This window comes from Hyphomicrobium album, assembly GCF_009708035.1.
Classification (GTDB): Bacteria; Pseudomonadota; Alphaproteobacteria; order Rhizobiales; family Hyphomicrobiaceae; genus Hyphomicrobium_A; species Hyphomicrobium_A album.
In genome coordinates, this window is record NZ_WMBQ01000003.1 from 54,184 (window position 1) to 71,753 (window position 17,570).

Annotated in this window: 19 protein-coding genes and 2 tRNA genes; 15 read left to right on the forward strand and 6 right to left on the reverse strand. The window is 65.3% G+C overall.

Translation table 11 applies throughout. The annotated features are described in order from the left end of the window. Positions 1–101: 101 nt before the first annotated feature. The 3 genes from GIW81_RS18570 (at position 102) to mutT (ending at position 1,435) form a co-directional block, all read left to right on the forward strand. On the forward strand, positions 102–446 hold the full coding sequence (locus tag GIW81_RS18570) for an antibiotic biosynthesis monooxygenase family protein (RefSeq protein WP_154740910.1): 345 nt from the start codon (positions 102–104) through the stop codon (positions 444–446). 13 nt (positions 447–459) lie between these two features. After that, positions 460–963, forward strand: coding sequence for a heme utilization cystosolic carrier protein HutX (gene hutX, locus GIW81_RS18575; protein WP_154740911.1), 504 nt, complete (start codon positions 460–462; stop codon positions 961–963). 64 nt (positions 964–1,027) lie between these two features. Continuing rightward, positions 1,028–1,435, forward strand: coding sequence for an 8-oxo-dGTP diphosphatase MutT (gene mutT / locus GIW81_RS18580; protein ID WP_154740912.1), 408 nt, complete (start codon positions 1,028–1,030; stop codon positions 1,433–1,435). Positions 1,436–1,438: 3 nt separating this feature from the next. Here mutT and GIW81_RS18585 read toward each other — a convergent pair whose 3' ends face one another. Continuing rightward, positions 1,439–2,275, reverse strand: a complete 837-nt coding sequence (locus GIW81_RS18585) for a methyltransferase domain-containing protein (protein WP_324615111.1) — start codon at positions 2,273–2,275, stop codon at positions 1,439–1,441. Between the two features lie 188 nt (positions 2,276–2,463). On the opposite strand from GIW81_RS18585, the gene GIW81_RS18590 reads away from it, so the two are divergent. From GIW81_RS18590 to GIW81_RS18605, 4 genes are all read left to right on the forward strand, one after another. Next, the gene (locus tag GIW81_RS18590; protein ID WP_229309460.1) at positions 2,464–3,201 is read left to right on the forward strand and encodes a ComF family protein; all 738 of its coding nucleotides are present in this window, start codon (positions 2,464–2,466) and stop codon (positions 3,199–3,201) included. Between the two features lie 128 nt (positions 3,202–3,329). Then, the gene (gene grxC / locus GIW81_RS18595; protein WP_154740915.1) at positions 3,330–3,587 is read left to right on the forward strand and encodes a glutaredoxin 3; all 258 of its coding nucleotides are present in this window, start codon (positions 3,330–3,332) and stop codon (positions 3,585–3,587) included. A gap of 45 nt (positions 3,588–3,632) precedes the next feature. After that, positions 3,633–4,502 carry a carbon-nitrogen hydrolase family protein gene (locus GIW81_RS18600; protein ID WP_154740916.1) on the forward strand — a complete coding sequence of 290 codons (870 nt, stop codon included), beginning with the start codon at positions 3,633–3,635 and terminating at the stop codon, positions 4,500–4,502. After that, complete coding sequence (locus GIW81_RS18605; protein ID WP_324615112.1) at positions 4,499–4,915, forward strand: DUF1178 family protein; 417 nt, start codon at positions 4,499–4,501, stop codon at positions 4,913–4,915. Before GIW81_RS18600 ends, GIW81_RS18605 begins: the two co-directional genes overlap by 4 nt. A 15-nt stretch (positions 4,916–4,930) precedes the next feature. Here GIW81_RS18605 and GIW81_RS18610 read toward each other — a convergent pair whose 3' ends face one another. Next, complete coding sequence (locus GIW81_RS18610) at positions 4,931–5,185, reverse strand: hypothetical protein (protein WP_154740917.1); 255 nt, start codon at positions 5,183–5,185, stop codon at positions 4,931–4,933. Positions 5,186–5,502: 317 nt separating this feature from the next. Here GIW81_RS18610 and GIW81_RS18615 point away from each other — a divergent pair, with 317 nt between their 5' ends. Beyond that, positions 5,503–7,248, forward strand: a complete 1,746-nt coding sequence (locus GIW81_RS18615; RefSeq protein ID WP_154740918.1) for an alkaline phosphatase — start codon at positions 5,503–5,505, stop codon at positions 7,246–7,248. A gap of 11 nt (positions 7,249–7,259) precedes the next feature. Here the strand turns inward: GIW81_RS18615 and GIW81_RS18620 are convergent, their stop codons facing one another. After that, complete coding sequence (locus GIW81_RS18620; protein WP_154740919.1) at positions 7,260–7,982, reverse strand: GntR family transcriptional regulator; 723 nt, start codon at positions 7,980–7,982, stop codon at positions 7,260–7,262. A 541-nt stretch (positions 7,983–8,523) separates the two neighbouring features. Between GIW81_RS18620 and bioB the strand changes: the two genes are divergently transcribed. From bioB to GIW81_RS18655, 7 genes are all read left to right on the forward strand, one after another. Continuing rightward, on the forward strand, positions 8,524–9,561 hold the full coding sequence (gene bioB, locus GIW81_RS18625) for a biotin synthase BioB (RefSeq protein WP_154740920.1): 1,038 nt from the start codon (positions 8,524–8,526) through the stop codon (positions 9,559–9,561). Then, on the forward strand, positions 9,545–10,678 hold the full coding sequence (locus GIW81_RS18630; protein ID WP_154740921.1) for an 8-amino-7-oxononanoate synthase: 1,134 nt from the start codon (positions 9,545–9,547) through the stop codon (positions 10,676–10,678). Before bioB ends, GIW81_RS18630 begins: the two co-directional genes overlap by 17 nt. After that, positions 10,675–11,322 carry a dethiobiotin synthase gene (bioD, locus tag GIW81_RS18635; RefSeq protein ID WP_154740922.1) on the forward strand — a complete coding sequence of 216 codons (648 nt, stop codon included), beginning with the start codon at positions 10,675–10,677 and terminating at the stop codon, positions 11,320–11,322. The genes GIW81_RS18630 and bioD overlap by 4 nt, the downstream gene beginning before the upstream one ends. Beyond that, positions 11,319–12,596 carry an adenosylmethionine--8-amino-7-oxononanoate transaminase gene (locus GIW81_RS18640; protein ID WP_154740923.1) on the forward strand — a complete coding sequence of 426 codons (1,278 nt, stop codon included), beginning with the start codon at positions 11,319–11,321 and terminating at the stop codon, positions 12,594–12,596. Before bioD ends, GIW81_RS18640 begins: the two co-directional genes overlap by 4 nt. Continuing rightward, positions 12,593–13,576 carry a beta-ketoacyl-ACP synthase III gene (locus GIW81_RS18645; protein ID WP_154740924.1) on the forward strand — a complete coding sequence of 328 codons (984 nt, stop codon included), beginning with the start codon at positions 12,593–12,595 and terminating at the stop codon, positions 13,574–13,576. The genes GIW81_RS18640 and GIW81_RS18645 overlap by 4 nt, the downstream gene beginning before the upstream one ends. A 243-nt stretch (positions 13,577–13,819) precedes the next feature. Then, on the forward strand, positions 13,820–15,007 hold the full coding sequence (locus GIW81_RS18650; protein ID WP_210251971.1) for an OpgC family protein: 1,188 nt from the start codon (positions 13,820–13,822) through the stop codon (positions 15,005–15,007). Beyond that, the gene (locus GIW81_RS18655; protein ID WP_154740926.1) at positions 14,899–15,783 is read left to right on the forward strand and encodes an SGNH/GDSL hydrolase family protein; all 885 of its coding nucleotides are present in this window, start codon (positions 14,899–14,901) and stop codon (positions 15,781–15,783) included. Before GIW81_RS18650 ends, GIW81_RS18655 begins: the two co-directional genes overlap by 109 nt. A gap of 52 nt (positions 15,784–15,835) precedes the next feature. Here the strand turns inward: GIW81_RS18655 and GIW81_RS18660 are convergent, their stop codons facing one another. From GIW81_RS18660 to GIW81_RS18670, 3 genes are all read right to left on the reverse strand, one after another. Then, positions 15,836–17,005 carry a slipin family protein gene (locus GIW81_RS18660; protein WP_154740927.1) on the reverse strand — a complete coding sequence of 390 codons (1,170 nt, stop codon included), beginning with the start codon at positions 17,003–17,005 and terminating at the stop codon, positions 15,836–15,838. Positions 17,006–17,281: 276 nt separating this feature from the next. Then, a tRNA-Lys gene (locus tag GIW81_RS18665) sits at positions 17,282–17,351 on the reverse strand. Beyond that, a tRNA-OTHER gene (locus tag GIW81_RS18670) sits at positions 17,352–17,423 on the reverse strand. It lies immediately after the preceding tRNA gene. Between the last annotated feature and the right edge of the window lie 147 nt (positions 17,424–17,570).

A 17,570-nucleotide genomic window follows, 5' to 3' on the forward strand; every position in this document is an offset into this window, starting at 1 on the left:
AGGCCGACTATTGAGACCGGTGTCGGCGGATGGCAGCATCCGCCGACACGCATTTCATCTAGCCCGTGTGGGCGAGGCCACCTGCAAGGAAGGAAAGCAACATGTTTATCGCCATGAACCGGTTCAAAGTGCTGAAGGGCAGCGAGCAGGATTTCGAGCACGTGTGGCTCAGCCGCGAGACGCATCTCGGCGAGATGCCGGGCTTCATCGTGTTCCACCTCTTGAAGGGTCCGGAGCGCGAGGACCACGTGCTTTATTCTTCGCACACGATGTGGGCCTCGCACGCCGACTTCGAGGCGTGGACCAAGTCCGAGCAGTTCCGCAAGGCGCACGCCCGCGCGGGCGGCAACAAGCCGCTCTATCTCGGGCATCCCGAGTTCGAGGGCTTCACGGTGCTGCAGGAGGAGAAGGCGGACGGCTCTACGCGCACTCAGGCGGCCGAGTAAGAGAGAGTCGAACATGAACACGGAAGTCGAAGAGCGGCCGTCACTGGTCGCGCGCATTGCCGCCGCACCCGGCGAGTTGCTCGAGCAGATCGCCCGCGAATACGGCGTCAGTACGCTCGAGGTCGTGCGCAACCTGCCTGCGGAGCAGGGAACGGTGGCGCCGGGCGAAGCTTTCGCCGACATCATGCAGGACATCACCACCTGGGGCGATATCCTGTTCCTCATCCACAATGCCGACATCGTGCTCGAGTGCACCGGCAGCCTGCCGCCGGGCAGCTTCGGGCACGGCTATTTCAACATCCACGGCGAGAGCCCGATCGGCGGCCACATCAAGGCCGACAACTGCAAGTCGATCGCCTTCGTGGCGCGGGGTGCCAAGCGCATCTCGATGTCGGTGCAGTTCTTCAATGCCGCCGGTGACGCGATGTTCAAGATCTTCGTCGGGCGCGACGAAAAGCGCGAGCTGAAGCCGGAGCAGGTGCAGAAGTTCGAGGTTCTGCGCGCCCGCTACGCCTGACGCTCCCTCGTACGGCGTTTACGAGGCACTACCCACCAACGCGAACCTCGGGTATGGGCTGGCCATGAGCCAGCCCATTCTGCTTGTGGCCGCCGCCGCTATCGTCGATGTCGACAACCGCATCCTCATCACGCGCCGCCCCCCGGGCCGGTCGATGGCGGGGCTGTGGGAGTTTCCCGGCGGCAAGGTCGAGGCCGGCGAGACGCCCGAAGTGGCACTGCGGCGCGAGCTCTTCGAGGAGCTCGGCATCGACGTCTGCCCGACGTGCCTGCACCCGGTGACGTTCGCCAGCCATTCGTACGAGAAGTTTCACCTGCTGATGCCGCTTTATCTCTGCCGCCAGTGGGATGGCACGGTCGAACCGCGCGAGGGGCAGGAGATCGCCTGGGTGCGGCCGCTGCGTCTCAAGGACTACCCGATGCCGCCGGCCGACGAGCCGCTGATCGCGCCACTGCGCGACCTCCTCGGCTGAGCGCTACTCTTTGAGCTTTCCCTCTTTGACGCCGAGCGCATCGGCAAGCCGCGTCTGTGCCGATCCGGGGCGAAGCGGCTTTGGCTGGCTCTCGTCCGGCGCCCAGGCCGTGAGCGTGACGATCTCGAAGGTCGCCGGTACCCGCCCGTCGGCTGCCCCGAAGCGATCAGCGTAGATTTCAGCGGCGCGCAGGACGAGGCCACGCGTCACCGGCTGACGGCGGCGCGCGACCAGCATGTTGCTCGCACCCATCGCCTTGATCTCGTGCATGAGCGACAAGGGATCGGCATAGGTGACGGTGACCGTCTCGGAATCGACCACCGGTAAGGCGAAGCCGGCGCGCTGCAAAAGTCCACCCAAGTCGCGCACGTCGGCGAAGGGAGCAACGCGCGGCGAGGCGCCCCCGCTGATCTCAGCTTCCGCCGCGAGCCACGCATCGCGAAGCTCGTGCAATGTCGCGCCACCAAGCAGCGCCGCCAGCAGCAGGCCATCGGGCCTGAGGGCGCGGCGCATCTGCACGAGCGTGCCCGGCAGATCGTTGACGAGCTGCAGCGACAATGCCGACACGATGAGATCGATTGAGGCATCGGCGAAGGGTAGTGCCTCCTCGTCGGCGACGACGCGCATGTCGACGGCGTCGGTGAGAAGCTGCGCAGTCGAGTCGACGTCGACGATGCGTTCGATGCCGGCCAGCCCGCGGAGGCGCCGCGAGAGCAGCCCGTGATGCGCGCCGACGTTCACCGCAAGCGGAAAGCGCCGCTGCACGATGCCCAGACGATCCGCGAGCTCATTGGCAACGCGTGCCAGGAGAAAGTCATGCTGCGCCGCAGCGCCGACCACGCGTCTCCAGCGTTGAGCCAGTAGTGCGCGGTCGAATATGCGGACGGGGTCGGGCGGGGGCAATGCAGGCTTCCGGAACGATGCGTGCTCGCGGTGGGTGCGGGGCCGCGCTACCATGCTCGCTCGAGGGGCACTTGGCCAGCTGAACGGGCAACATGCTGCACTGGGGGAGGAGCGCCGTCGGCGCATTGCGAGCTGCCGTCGCTACGGCAGCCGATCTCGTGGTGCCGCCGCTCTGCCTCGCCTGCCATCGGCCCTTGGCAGCCCATAATGCGATGTGCGCCCGTTGCTGGGCTGACATCGCCTTCATCCGCCCGCCGCTGTGCGACCGGCTCGGCATACCGCTGCCGTTCGACATCGGAGGCACGATGGTCTCCGCCGCCGCCGAGGCCGATCCGCCCGACTACGATCGCGCCCGCGCCGTGGCCCGCTTCGACGGCGTGATGCGCGAACTCGTCCATGACCTCAAGTTCCGCGACCGGCACGATGCGCGGCGCGTCTTCGGCCGGTGGCTAGTCGACGCCGGCAGCGCACTGCTGACCGACGCCGACCTCGTCATCCCGGTGCCGCTCACGCGCCTGCGGCTGGCCGCACGGCGGTTCAATCAATCGGCGATCCTGGCGCAGGAGGTGGCCCGGTTAACCGGGGTACAGTATGCACCCGCGGTGCTGGTTCGCGCGCGGCGCACGGCCCCGCAGGTCGGCCTCAGCCGCCAGCAGCGGCGCGACAACGTCGCCGGCGCATTCGCCGTGGCACCCGGTCAGGGTGGCGCGCTGACTGGTGCCAATATCGTGCTCATCGACGACGTCATCACGACGGGTGCCACGGTGCGTGCCTGTGCCCGGCCGCTGAAGCGAGCGGGGGCAGCGCGGGTGGACGTGCTGGCGCTGGCCATGGTTACCGATCCCGCCTTCCTGTCGCCTTGAAATCGACGGTGAATAAAGCCGCCTAGGCAGTTGGCGCACTTTGCTACGCGCCGCGGAGGTACTAAATCTTCGGTGGAGCACCGGCGCGGCAGTGCGATTGGTGCAGGAAAGGGGACCCTTCTAATTCCATGCCCAAGGTTACCGTCTACACCACCCGTTTCTGCCCCTACTGCCACATGGCCAAGGAGCTGCTCCGCAAGAAGGGCATCACCGCGTTCGAGGAGATCGACGTCAGCGAACGGGCGCTGCGCACCGAGATGAGCGCGAGGGCCGGCGGTCGCTATACGGTTCCGCAGATATGGATCGGCGAGCGGCACGTCGGCGGCTGTGACGATCTCTATACTCTCGATCGCGAAGGCAAGCTCGACTCGCTGCTCACGGCTTAGCGTTCGTATCGGCCGTACCGGCGGCATTCAGAGAGGTTGCCCGCCATGTCGGACACACCCAAGTCGTTTCGCGTCGGCCTCGTGCAGATGTGCGCCGGGCGCATGGTCGATCGCAACATCGCCGCGGCGACCGAGCTGATCCGCGCGGCGGCGCGGGGCGGAGCGCAGTATGTGCAGACGCCCGAGATGACCAATATCCTCGAACTCGACCGCGAGCGGCTTCTGGCAGCGATCAAGCCGGAGGTCGACGATCCGGGCGTGACGCAGTTCCGCTTTCTGGCGCGCGAGCTCGGCATCTGGCTGCACGTCGGCTCGCTGGCGCTCGTCGGCGAGCGCGGCCGGCCCGTCAACCGCTCGCTGCTCATTTCGCCTGAGGGGCGCATAGACGCCCGCTACGACAAGATCCACATGTTCGATGTCGACTTGCCGGGCGGCGAATCCTACCGGGAAAGCGCCAGCTACGAGCCCGGGCATGAGGCGGTGGTCGCCGCGCTTCCGTGGGGGCAGCTCGGCATGACCATCTGCTACGACCTGCGGTTTCCGCACCTGCATCGGGCGCTGGCCAAGGCCGGAGCCCGTTTTCTTGCCGTTCCCGCGGCGTTTACCAAACCGACCGGCCTCGCCCATTGGCATACCCTGCTCAGGGCGCGGGCGATTGAAAACCAGTGCTACGTTTTCGCTGCCGGACAGGGCGGATGTCACGAGAATGGCAGGGAAACTTTCGGTCACAGCCTGGTCATTTCTCCATGGGGGGAAGTTCTGGCGGAGGCGGACGTTCAGCCTGCAGTCACGTTCGCCGATGTGGAATTGCAACGCCTGGAGGATGTTCGTCGCCAGGTGCCGTCGCTGCGGCACGACCGGCCGTTTGACGTGGTATATGCCGCAGATACGCCGCCAAACGAGGTTGCGTCGTGATCCGCTACCGCCTGCAATGCGCTAATGCCCACGAGTTCGAAGCCTGGTTCGCTTCGAGCGCGTCTTACGATGTGCAATCGGCAGGTGCGCAGATCTGCTGCCCCGAGTGCAATAGCTGCGAGGTCGGGAAGTCGATCATGGCCCCCAATGTCGCCGCGCGGTCGCGTGGTGACGTCTCCGAGGAGGAGGCCCCGGCGCGCTATCGCAATTTGGTGCGCGCAGTGCGGCAGGTGCTCGAATCCAATTCTGAGGACGTGGGCAGCCGCTTCCCGGAGGAGGCGCGCAAGATCCACTATAAAGAGGTCGAGCAGCGCGCCATCCGCGGGACCGCCTCGTCCGACGAGGCGCGCTCCTTGGTTGAGGAGGGCGTCGAGATCATGGCGCTTCCCCGGTTGCCCGAAAAAGCGAACTGAGCCGCACCGCCGCGCTCAATCCTGCGCCAGCACCACGACCGTGTAGAGAACCGCCGACTTCGCGTCTCGAGTCCGGAACTTGGGCTCGGTATTGCCGGGCGAGACCCAGGTGTAGCTGCGGGCATCGTGGCTCCAGATGCCATGCACATGACCGGCGCGGTCGATCACGATGCCGCCGTCCGTGTCGTAGGCGAGCGAGTAGCCCTTGATCCTCAGGACTTTGTTTTTAGCGAGTAGACCGAATAGCTGTCGGTTCAGCACGTCCGTCATTGTAAGCCCCCATCGCCTTCCAACGGGCAGCCGTGTGCTTGGCTCCCCCAGGCATCGCAACTGGCCTCCCCGCCGGCGCGAATGTCCAAGACTTGAAATCAAACAAACACAATTTCAATGGTTGCCGCTGGTATTCGTTAGCAAAGTGGTACCGGAATACTCCACGCATTGAATGCCGTTCGCGGAAATTCCACGCCGACCTTAACGTTGTGTTTGCCAAGACTTCTGAGAGGGCGCCCCTCCGGCTCTGTCACATACGCTTCACGCCGCGGGGCTAAGGCCCGTGGCTGGACAGGTCGGGATTAGACGCCAGCCCCATGCAGTCGATCATTCGCGCCCTCGTGGCGTTGAGCGCCCTCGCATCCGCCGCTGTCGGCCAGACCATCTATCCGATCGATAGAGCGCAGATCCTCACCGGCGCGAGCTTCGACTTCAAGGTCGAGTTTCCCGGTGCAGTTGCTGCTTCGGACATCAAGGTGACCATCGACGGCGAAGACGCGGCCAAGGTGCTCGGCCGCGAGCCTTTGATCGCCGTCGACGAGGACGACCTCGGTCACACCGCCTACTGGATCCGCGGTGTGCGGATGGCGAAACCCTGTACGGCGATCGTCGAGGCGACCGCAGGCGACAAGCGTGCCACCGTCACCTGGACTGTGTACGGGACGCCCGAAGGACGTCTCGCCAAGAACGTGATCTTGCTCATCGGCGACGGCATGTCGATGGCGCACCGCACCGCGGCGCGCATGCTATCCAAGGGCATCGTCGAAGGCCGCTACGGCGGCGAGCTCGCCATGGATGACATGCCCCACATGGCGCTGGTGTCGACGTCGGGGACCGATTCCATCGTCACCGACAGTGCCAATGCCATGACGGCCTACGCCACGGGCCACAAGACCTGCGTCAACGCCCTCGGAGTCTACTGTGCGCTGAACAGCAGCACGCTCGGGCATCCCAACATCGAGACGATAGCCGAACTCGCCAAGCGACGGCTGGGGATCGCGGTCGGTGTCGTGACCGACACCGAAATCGAGGATGCGACGCCCGCCGGCATGGTTGCACACACGCGAAAACGCACTGACTACAACAACATTGTGCGCATGTTCTATTCGCTCCAGCCGGAAGTCATATTGGGCGGCGGCACGCCGAACTTTCTTCCCAAGGGCGAAGCGCGTGCGAAGCGAGAGGACAACCAAAACTACATCGAGAAATTCGCGGAGGCGGGCTACACGTTCGTCGATACGGCAACGCAGCTCGCCGCGGCCGCCGCCAAGCCCGAGACAACGAAGCTGCTCGGCCTCTTCAACGACAAGAACATAGACGGCTCGCTCGACCGTAAGTTCCTCAAGAAGGGAACGGTCGCCAAGTTCCCTGACCAGCCCGATCTGACCGACGAGATGCGCGCCGCGCTTGCGGTTCTGTCGCGCTCGGACAAGGGTTTTCTGTTGATGGTCGAGGCCGGCCGCATCGACAAGTACAGCCATTCGCTCGACTGGGAACGCGCCGTCTACGACACCATCATGCTCGACAATACGGTGAAGCTCGCCAAGGATTTTGCGGCCAAGAACAACGATACCCTGATCATCGTCGTGCCCGATCACGCGCATCCGGTGTCGATCATCGGCACCTATGACGATAGCAAGGGCGAGCAGTTGCGCGATCGCCTGCAAACCTACTCGGCAGCGCAATTTCCGAACTATCCGGCGCCTGATGCCGAAGGCTATCCGGCGACGGTCGAGGTCTCCCGGCGGCTGGCCATGGTATTTGCCGCCTATCCCGACTACTGCGATCCGGGAAAGCCATACCTCGCCGGCGAGAACCAGCCGACGGCGCCGACGGCTTCAGCAGAGGGTGACAAGCAGCCGGCAGTCGCCAACGAGGAATACTGCAAGCCAGGGGCGGCGCGAAAAATCGGCAATCTGCCATTTACGGCTCGCACCGGCGTGCACGCCGCCGACGATGTGGTGCTGACGGCTTCTGGCCCCGGGGCCGACGCGTTCCGCGGTCGCGTCGACAACACCTTCGTGTTCCGCGCCATGGCGCGGGCGCTCGGACTGGGCAGCTGAACGCAACCCGGTCAGCTCATCTCGGCCAAGTAGTGGTCGTCGCTGAGGTGGCAGTGCGCCACGCGCCACTCGATCGGCCGGCCGTCAATCGCGTAGACGACGCTGTCGAGCGTCAATAGCGGCGTGCCTTCCGCCACTTTCAGGGCCTTGGCGATCCCGCCTTTGGCGGCGGTGGCGCCAACCTTCTCTTCTGCGCGTGCCAGAAGCACCCCGTAGCGATGGGCGAGAACGACGATGCTCAGGGTGACGTCCTCTTCCTGCGGCAAGCCAGGAAAGCGGGACTGCGGGACGGTCGCGTCCTCGACCATCAGCGGCGCATCATTGTGCGTGCGGACGCGATGGATGTGGAAGATCGGCTCGCCGGTGCGCAGCTGCAGCCGGCGGCTTTCGACATCGCTCGCCGCGGCCGCCGCGACGGAGCAGCTTTCGACCTCACCCGTAATCCGAATCCCGTTGGCATCGCGGATATTGCTGAAGCGGACCGCATGCTCGTTGGAGGTCTGGTCGATGACGAAGGTGCCGCGTCCCTGGCGGCGGGAGATCAGCCGCTCGCTCTCCATCTCGTCGAGGGCCTTGCGTACGGTTCCGACGCTGATGCCGAGCTCACGGGATAGCTCGATCTCGTTGGGGATGGCCGCACCGGGCTTCCAGGCACCTGCCGCGATGCGCTGGATCAGCATGTCCTTCACCTGAAGGTAGAGGGGCCGTGTGGAGAAACGTCCTACAACCGTCATGGAAGCCCTCGTAGGTTGAAAACCTCACCTTCTGACCGAAAATACGGACACGTAAGCCCTGGACTTGGCCGGCCGCGTGTCGAGATTTGCGAGTGCTAAAAATCAAAAGGTCTGCACTACAGAGGATGCACTCGCCACTTGCTACGATTGTGCCGAAAGTCTGCAGTAGAGCATAATAATCTCAGTTAACTATAGCATAGATGGATGACGAGGCCTTCTGTTTGTCCACGTTTATTTCACGGCTTCACTTCATAGTGCGGCATGCGGGCGCAAGATGCTCATGCCGTGCTGCCCGCGTTATTTCGTAACAAATGCGTAAATTGTTACGGGATCCGATTGCCCTGACCAAGGAACGCGTCGCCCCCCTTCGCAAGCCCCTGGTCAGATAGCCCCGCCGGGTGATCCTCCCCTTCCTGGCGGGGCCACCTTCTCAACCACTTGTCGCTCCACGCCGATTGATCTTGCGGCGCCGGCCCGCCCCGGTGCAAACATCCCTCAGAAGCGGCGCGCACGGCCCGCCCAGCGAGGGAGCAATCTTCACATGTTGGAACTGCGGACGTCTCCGTCGGGCGCCACGAGCCAATCGGCTGACCGTTCGGTGCGCCATGACTGGACCCGCGAAGAGGCCCAAGCCCTCTACGACGCGCCATTCAACGACCTGCTGTTCAAGGCGCAGACCATCCACCGGCGCTACTTCGACCCCAACTCCGTGCAGATGAGCCGCCTTCTGTCGATCAAGACCGGCGGGTGTGCAGAAGATTGCGGGTATTGCAGCCAGTCGGCACACCACGCATCGGGCCTCAAAGCCAGCAAGCTCATGGAGGTGGAGAAGGTGCTCGCCGAGGCCCGCAAGGCTAAGGAGCAGGGTGCGACCCGCTACTGCATGGGTGCCGCGTGGCGCTCGCCCAAGGACCGCGACATGGATGTGCTGGCCGCCATGGTCGAAGGCGTCAAGGCGATGGGCATGGAAACGTGCATGACCCTCGGCATGCTGTCCGACGACGACGTCGGTAAGCTGAAGCACGCCGGCCTCGACTACTACAACCATAACCTCGATACGTCCGAGCGCTACTACAGCAAGGTGATCACCACCCGCACGTTCGCTGACCGCCTGCAGACGCTGGAGCGCGTGCGCGAAGCCGGCATCAAGGTCTGCTCGGGCGGCATCGTCGGCATGGGCGAGGAGCCCGAGGACCGCGTCGACATGTTGGTCACGCTGGCGAACCTCCCGCAGCACCCCGAGAGCGTGCCCATCAACATGCTGATCGCCATTCCGGGCACGCCTCTCGCCAATGTCGAGAAGATCGACGGCATCGCCTTCGTGCGTACCATCGCGCTTGCCCGCATTCTCATGCCGCAATCCTTCGTGCGCCTCTCCGCCGGGCGTACGCAGATGAGCGACGAGACGCAGGCGTTGTGCTTCTTCGCTGGCGCCAACTCGATCTTCTGCGGCGATACGCTGCTCACCGCCGACAATCCCGGCGAGGACAGCGACGCCGTGCTTTTCGACAAGCTGGGCCTGAGGCCGCTCGAGCTCGAGACCGGCTCGTGCGAGCAGGATGATGTACAAGAGTCATGAGCGCGCGCTCGAAGCGCTGACGCGACGCGGACGCCGCCGGGCACTTGCCCCGATCGCCGGTGTCGACTTCAGCTCCAACGACTACTTGGCGCTCGCTTCCTCGTCCGAATTGAGGGATGCGGCACGTGCCGCCCTCGAGCGCGGCGTGCCGATCGGCTCGGGCGCGTCGCGGCTCTTGCGCGGCAACCATCGCGAGCACGAGGCGCTGGAATCCGAGGCGGCGGCGTTCTTCGGTGCCGAGAGTGCATTGTTCTTCGGCGGAGGCTTCATCGCCAACGTCGCGCTGTTTTCGACGCTGCCGCAGCGTGGCGATCTCGTCGTCCACGATGCGCTGATCCACGCGTCGGTTCACGACGGCATGCGCATGGGTAAGGCGGAGCGCGCCGAAGCGCGCCACAACGAGGCGCAGTCATTCGAGGACGTCATCAAGGATTGGCGGGTGGCGGGCGGCACCGGCACGCCGTGGATCGCGGTTGAAAGCCTCTACAGCATGGATGGCGACGTCGCGCCGCTCGACGACCTCGCGGCCATCGTCGAGCGGCATGGCGGCGTGCTGGTCATCGACGAGGCCCACGCGACGGGTGCCCTTGGCCCGGCGGGCCGCGGGCTCGGCGCACACCTGGAAGGCCGTAGCAACGTCATCGCCTTGCACACGTGCGGCAAGGGCCTCGGCAGCATGGGCGCACTCCTCACGGGCCCGCAGGTGCTGTGCGACTACGTCGTGAACCGGTCGCGGCCGTTCATCTATGCGACGGCGCCGTCGCCGCTGATGGCAGCGATCGTACGCGCGGCACTCATCATCTGCCGCTTCGACGCGGCGCGGCGAGAGAAGCTCAGTGCGCTCGTCACCTTCGCCGGTGCGCGTCTGGCGGAGAGCTGCGGCGTGCAGGCGTCCGGCACGCATATACAGCCAGTGATTGTCGGCGCCGACGAGCGGGCGACCCGCCTCGCCGCCGCCATGCAGGGACGCGGATTTGACATTCGTGCCGTGCGCCCCCCGACGGTGCCGGAAGGTACGGCGCGCCTGCGCCTGTCGCTGACGCTCAACGTCGACGAGGCGCAGGTCGCCGAGATGGCGAAGACGCTCGCCGAGGAGCTGAAGAGGCTCGACGCATGAGATCGGCAATCGTCGTCACCGGGACTGACACCGACGTTGGCAAGACGATCTTCGCGGCCGCCTTGGTCGGCGCGCTCGACGGCTACTACTGGAAGCCGGTTCAGGCCGGCCTCGACGGCGAGACCGACTCCGATCTCGTCCAGCGTTTATCCGGCTTGCCCGCAGGACGCATACTCCCCGAGGTATACCGCCTGACGACGGCTGCCTCGCCGCACCTTGCCGCCGAGCGCGACGGCATCGTCCTCGACATCGAGGGGCTTGCCGGGGCCCCGTTGAGCCACGAGCGTGCGGTTGTCATCGAAGGCGCCGGCGGTTTGCTGGTGCCGCTGACCCGGAGCTACCTGCAGATCGAGCTGTTCGCGCGCTGGCGCGCGCCAGTCGTGCTCGTGGCCGCGACGCGCCTGGGCACGATCAATCACACGCTCCTGTCGATCGAAGCGCTTCGGCGGCGCAGCGTTCCTCTGCTGGGCGTCGCGTTCGTCGGCGACGAGAACGCAGATTCGGAGGGCACGATTGCCGAGATGGGCGGCGTGCATCGCCTCGGGCGCCTGCCGATCGTCGATCCGCTCGACAGCGAGACGTTGCGCTCCGCCTTCGCCGCCAACTTCTTTGTCGCCGACTTCCTCGCGCCGGTGACGGCATGACGAGCGGCAACGCCAGCCCGATCTGGCATCCCTTCACCCAGCATGCCTTGCAACCGGAGATGGTTCCGGTCAGCGGCGCGCGCGGCGCTTGGCTAAAGACGCGCGACGGCGGCCTGATCCTCGACGCCATATCGTCGTGGTGGGTGGTGACACACGGGCACTGTCATCCGCGTATCGTCGGGGCCATCGAGGAGCAGGCGCGGCGGCTCGACCAGGTGATCTTCGCCGGCTTTACGCATGCCCCGGCGGAGATGCTGGCGCGCGGCCTCATCGAGATGGTGCCGGTGGGCCTTGCGCACGTGTTCTATTCCGACAGCGGATCGACCTCGGTGGAAGTGGCGTTGAAGATGGCGCTCGGCTACTTCCGCAACATTGGCGCTCCGCGCCAGCGCATCGTGGCGTTGGAGTACGGCTACCACGGCGACACCGTTGGCGGCATGTCGGTCGGAGCGCGCGGCGTGTTCAGCGCCACGTACGAGCCGCTGCTGTTCGACGTGGCTCGCATCCCATTCCCCGCTGAGGGCCGTGAGCAGGCAACGATCGACGCCTTCGACGCCGCCTGTGCCACCGAGCCGGTCGCTGCGCTGATCGTCGAACCGCTCATTCTCGGGGCCGGCGGCATGCGCATCTATAGTGAGCACGTGCTGCGCGAGCTGAAGCGGGTCGCGGAAGCGCATGGCGCCTTGTTCATCGCCGACGAAGTGATGACCGGCTGGGGGCGCACCGGCGAGCCGTTCGCGTGCGGCAAGGCCGGGGTCGCGCCCGACATCTTATGCACGGCGAAGGGGATCACCGGCGGGTCGCTCCCCTTGGCCGCGACCCTGTGCACCTCGCCGATCTTCGAGGCACACCACTCTACCGACCGGGCCAAGACATTTTTCCATTCGAGCTCCTACACGGCGAACCCCATCGCCTGCGCCGCTGCCGTGGCCAATCTCGACATCTGGCAAACCGAGCCTATGGGCGAGCGACTTGCGGCGCTCGCCGCCATGCAGACCGAGCGTCTGTCTGCGCTTGCGGGCGACGACCGTTTCGCCTGCGCGCGCCAGATCGGCACGATCACGGCGATCGATTTGCAGGTGCCGGATGCCGGCTACCTCGCCGGGGTCGGCCCGCGGCTCGCGCGCTTCTTCCTCGAGCGCGAGGTGCTGCTGCGGCCGCTCGGCAATACGATCTATGTGATGCCGCCTTACTGCGTCAGCTCGGCCGACCTCGACCTCGTGTACGCCGCGATCGCAGACGCGCCGGATGCGTTGGCGGGCGGGTCGTCATGAGCGCCGGCTCGACGATCGTCGGTTTCGGCCACTACGTGCCCGAGCGGCGCGTCGGCAACGCCGAGATCGAAGCCCGCCTCGGCCTCGAGCCTGGGTGGATCAAGCGGCGCACGGGCATCGAGGAGCGCCGCTATGCCGCCGACGGCGAGGCGCTGACCGACATGGCCGTCCCGGCGAGCGAGATGGCTCTGGTTCAGGCTGGCATCGACCGCAAGGACGTCGCGCTCACTCTGCTGGCGACCAGCACCCCCGATCAACTGCTTCCGCCATCCGCGCCGCTGCTGGCGCATCGGCTAGGTCTAAGCAACTCGGGCGGCATCGATATGGCCGGGGCCTGCGCCGGCTTCCTCTACGCCTTGACGCTGGCCGATGGGTTCGCACGAACCCACGATGCGCCCGTCCTGGTCGTGGCCGCCAACATCCTTTCGCGCCGCACCAATCCCAGCGAGCGGGCGAGCTGCATTCTCTTCGCCGACGCGGCCGGTGCGGTGATCGTTGCGCCGACCGCGACCCCAGGGACCGGAGTACTGGGTGCCAAGCTCGCGGCGGACGGCTCCGGCTACGGCCTCATCGGTATTCCGGCGGGCGGGAGCCGGCGCCCATTCGCGCCCGAGTTGCCGATCGAGGATACGTGGATGACGATTCCCGACGGCCGGGCGGTGTTCGCGCGTGCCGTCGATATGATGGCGTCGGCCTCACGTCTGGCCCTCGACAAGGCCGGGATAGGCATGGCGGACGTCGACTATTTCGTTCCGCACCAAGCCAATGGGCGGATGACCACCGCAGTCGCCCGCGAGCTGCGTGTGCCGGACGACAAGGTCGTCGCCTCGGTTGCCGAATACGGCAACAGCTCGGCGGCAACAATTCCTCTCACCCTCTCCGTGGCCGGCGGCAGCAACCGGTTTGCACGCGGCCAACGGATCTTGATGTGCGCCGCCGGAGCCGGGCTGACGGGCGGCGCCGTGGTGTATGGGCTTTGATCCGAGCGGGTTCAGGTTCGGTTCATGCGGCCGGTGCTTGTGTGTGGCGGATGCGCCAGAGGCAGTCGGATTCCTGACGCACCGGCAGCGCAATCGAGACCGAACCCATGCCCAAGCCCCTATCACGCCGCAATTCGATGCAGGAACTCGCGACTGTCATGTCGCGTTGTTCGCTCCGCCAGGACGTGCAAACTCGCCCGTTTGGCGTCCTTTTATCTCGCTAGCGGTCAGGTGAAAAAAACCATGCCGACGAGCGTCTCAAGCTCCGGTGCACAGCGCGATCTGCGAATCGATTTCTTTCGCGGCTTGGCCCTGCTTTTCATTTTTGTCGACCACGTTCCGGACAACGTGCTCGCCAAGTTCACGCTACGCAACTTCGGCTTCTCCGATGCAGCAGAGGTCTTCGTCCTGCTCGCCGGCTTTTCCGCCGTGCTCGCCTACTCGCGCGTATTCGAGGGACAGGGCTTCAAGGCGGGTTTGAACCGCGTCTTCGACCGCGTGCGTGACATATACATTTGGCACTTGGCGCTGATCGTCATCTGCAGTATCGGCCTGACGTCCGCCGCGAGCTACTTCGGCAACTTCAGCTACGCCCAGAACATCGGCGTGCACGTTTTCTCGCTCGATCCGGCGCGCTCGACCGTGATGGCGGCGCTGCTCGTCAACCAGCCGAACTCGCTCAACATCCTGCCGCTCTACGTCGTGCTGATGATGGTCTGGGTGCCGTTCGTGCTGTGGCTCATCCAGCGCAATCCGTGGCAGGCGCTCGTCTTGTCTGTCGGCCTGTGGGCTGCCGCCAACCTCCTGTCGATGAACTTGCCGAGCCTCATCCATCCGAATGGGTGGGTGTTCAATCCATTTGCTTGGCAGCTCTTGATCACCATCGGCGCGCTGACCGCGCACTTCAGCCGCCAGGGTCCGCTTCCCGTGTCGCGTCCGCTGATGTGGCTCGCGCTCGGCTACGTCGCGTTTGCCTTCCTCTTCGTCGCGCCGTGGACTCAGATCCCGGGCTTGGAGAAGGCGCGTCTGTTCTCGCCCGATATGCTCGGCAATGTCGATAAAACGTATCTATCCGGCTGGCGTCTCCTTCACGTTGTCGCACTCGGATACCTGGCGCTGATCTTACTGTCGCCCCAAACCCAATGGCTTACTCGCGCTTGGGCCACGGGTATTGGGCGCTTGGGGCGGCACTCACTGGAAATCTTCAGCGTCGGGACTATTCTGTCCTTCGTTGGTTGGGTTGTCCTTGTTGAAGCCGGCTATGGACTCGCCTTACAGATCCTGGTCAACATCATCGGCATCGGGATTCTGTTGGGGATGGCATGGGCTCTTGCACAGCGCAACCGCGGCACGGATTGGGTTTTCGTACAGTCGGTTCAAAGGTTCTTCACGGAGCGGCGCGGCTCGGGTGTGCAAGCCTCGCCGGCCTAGTCCTGATATCTTCACAAGCAGCAGAAGCCAGCCCGCGCTGTCAAGCGCCGGCTGCGCTTGTGCGTTTTGACGCTCCGCTTCCGAAATTCGCCGCGGCACTGGCCAAGGGCGAGCCCGTGCGCATCGTGGCGCTCGGCTCGTCGAGCACGCAGGGCATCGGCGCGTCGAGCCCCAAGGCCTGCTACCCGGTGAAACTGCAGGCCGAACTGCTGCAGCGCTTTCCGCAGAGCAAGATCACCGTCGAGAACCTGGGCATCGGCGGCCAGCTCGCCACGGACATGCTGCGGCGGATCAAGAAGGACGTGATCGGGCGCAAGCCGACGCTGGTCATTTGGCAGACGGGCGTCAACGACGCGATGCGCTACGTCTCCGTCGACAAGTTCCGCGAAACGGTCATTGCCGGCGTCGACGAATTGCAGCGCGCCGGTATCGACGTCGTTCTGCTCGACATGCAGTATTTCCCCAAGGCCGAAAAAGTGCGCGACTTCCCGCGCTTCCTCGTCGCCATGCGCCAGATCGCCGAGCAGCGCCGCATCCCGATCCTGCAGCGCTTCGCGATCATGAAAAATCTCGTCACCAGCGCGCAATACACGCCGCAGCAGCTTCTTGCTGCCGACCAGTTCCACCCCAACGATTTCAGCTATGGCTGCCTCGGCAGCCTGATGGCCGAGGCGCTTCAGGGTGAAGTCGCGGCGCCGGCCAAGGCTGTCGCCAAGAAGTATCCGGCAGAGCCAGCCAAGCAAGCGGGCGCGGCGCCGCCGCTGCCGGTGCACTGATCGAGCCTTTCGGCGGAATGAGTATTTGAGGCCGGCGCTCACGGCGCCGGCCTTATTCGTCCTTGCCGTCCTTGTTGGCGCGACCGAGGCTGTAGAGGTTCTGCAGCAGCGCCTCGAATCCGCCGGTGCCCGATCCGGCATGCAGATCGATGCGGCCGACCTTCTCGACCAGCTTCTCCAGCGCCTCGAGCTCCTTCAAGCGGAGCAGCAGCGGGTTGTCCTCCATCAGCTTGGAGGTGTTGAGCAGCGACCGCGTCGCCGCCGTCTCCTCCTGCCGGCGAATGAGGTTGGCCTTCGCCACGCGCTCGGCCTCGACCACCTTGTTCAGAAGCTCGCGTACGTCGCCCGGGAGGATCACATCTTTGACGCCGATCTCGCCAACTTCGGCGCCAAGCCCGCGCGCCCGCTCGGAGACGAACGCGCGCACCTCCTGATCGATGGTGTCGCGAGCGGCGAGGATCTCGTCCAAGGTGCGCGTCGCCACCGCCTCGCGGATGGCGAACTGGATGAGGCGGTAGAGCGTCGCCGACACGTCGGCTGTCGCCAGCGCCGCCTTCTCCGGGTCGGTTACCTTGGTGAAGGCGGTCAGCGTCACGCGAATGCCGACGCGGTCCTTGGTCAGGATCTCCTGCGCCGTCACCTCGAGCGGTTGCGGTCGCAGGTCGACCTTGGTGATCTTCACCGATCGCCCGACCTGCCAGAAGGCATGCCGGCCCGGCGGCAGCCGCTCTTTCAGCTCGCCGTCGACCATCAGCAGGCCCGCCTCGTGCGCCTCGACAACCGCGAAGGCGATGGCGCCGGCGCTGCGCGCCGGGTCGAGCTTGTCGAGGTAGCGCTTGGCAACGCGGAGCTCGTTCTCGGTGTCGATCAGCTCGACGTCGACGCTGGTCAGCGCCTTCCAATAGGCGCGCGTCGTGTTCGGCGGCACGAGGTGCTTGGGCTCGCCGTCGAAAGAGACGATGGCGACCTCGGTTGGACCTGCCTGCACGATCTCGAAATTCTGTTCGGCTACCGGCCGGTGCGTCCGCTGCATCAGCAGCGCGCGCTCCGTGGCGATCTCGGCGCGCACGACTTTCACCACCTCGACACTGAGCTGGTGAGCCGGATCGAATGACGTGAAACGGCCCGGCGGCAGCAGCCGCACGAAGCGTCCGTCACGGCTCAAAAATCCGCGCTCGTCGTCCCTGACGACGACATCGAACCAAAATCCATACTTTCGCATCACGCACTCCACGCAATCAGCTTGAAGGTTGCCGGCCGGCCACCCACGCCGCAAGTCGCGGGCCGGAGCTTAAGCCTGGCCGCACCGCCTTTCACTCCGGGTTGCGTCCACTTTCCGCCCGAGGGCCGAGAGTGCCGGTGCCCGGGCTCCGGCTTAGCGGCCGGGCGGTATCCGCTCCGGCGCATAGCGCCACGACGCTTGCCCTCGCGGGCCGGGAAGCTGGCCGGCTTCCTCATTTTGTTGAGCCCGCCGAAGCGGGTGTCCCTGGAAAGGACGTGCGACGTGGGAGTTGAACCCACGACCCCAAGATTAAAAGTCTTGTGCTCTAACCAATTGAGCTAGCCGCTGGTGAAGCTGAAGGGAATCGAACCCCCGACCTCCCGGATATCCGGATGCTCTGCCACTGAGCTACAACCTCGGTTCGTATGACGCGGAACACGCGACCGCAGAGCGGAGCGCGCCAGCCGGGTCTCAGCGAGCCCGGACACGTGGCGTCGGGTGCACTAAATGCTCAAATCCGGCGGAATTAAAGCGGCGGGGATAAGGAACGGGGCCCGGCGTGGTA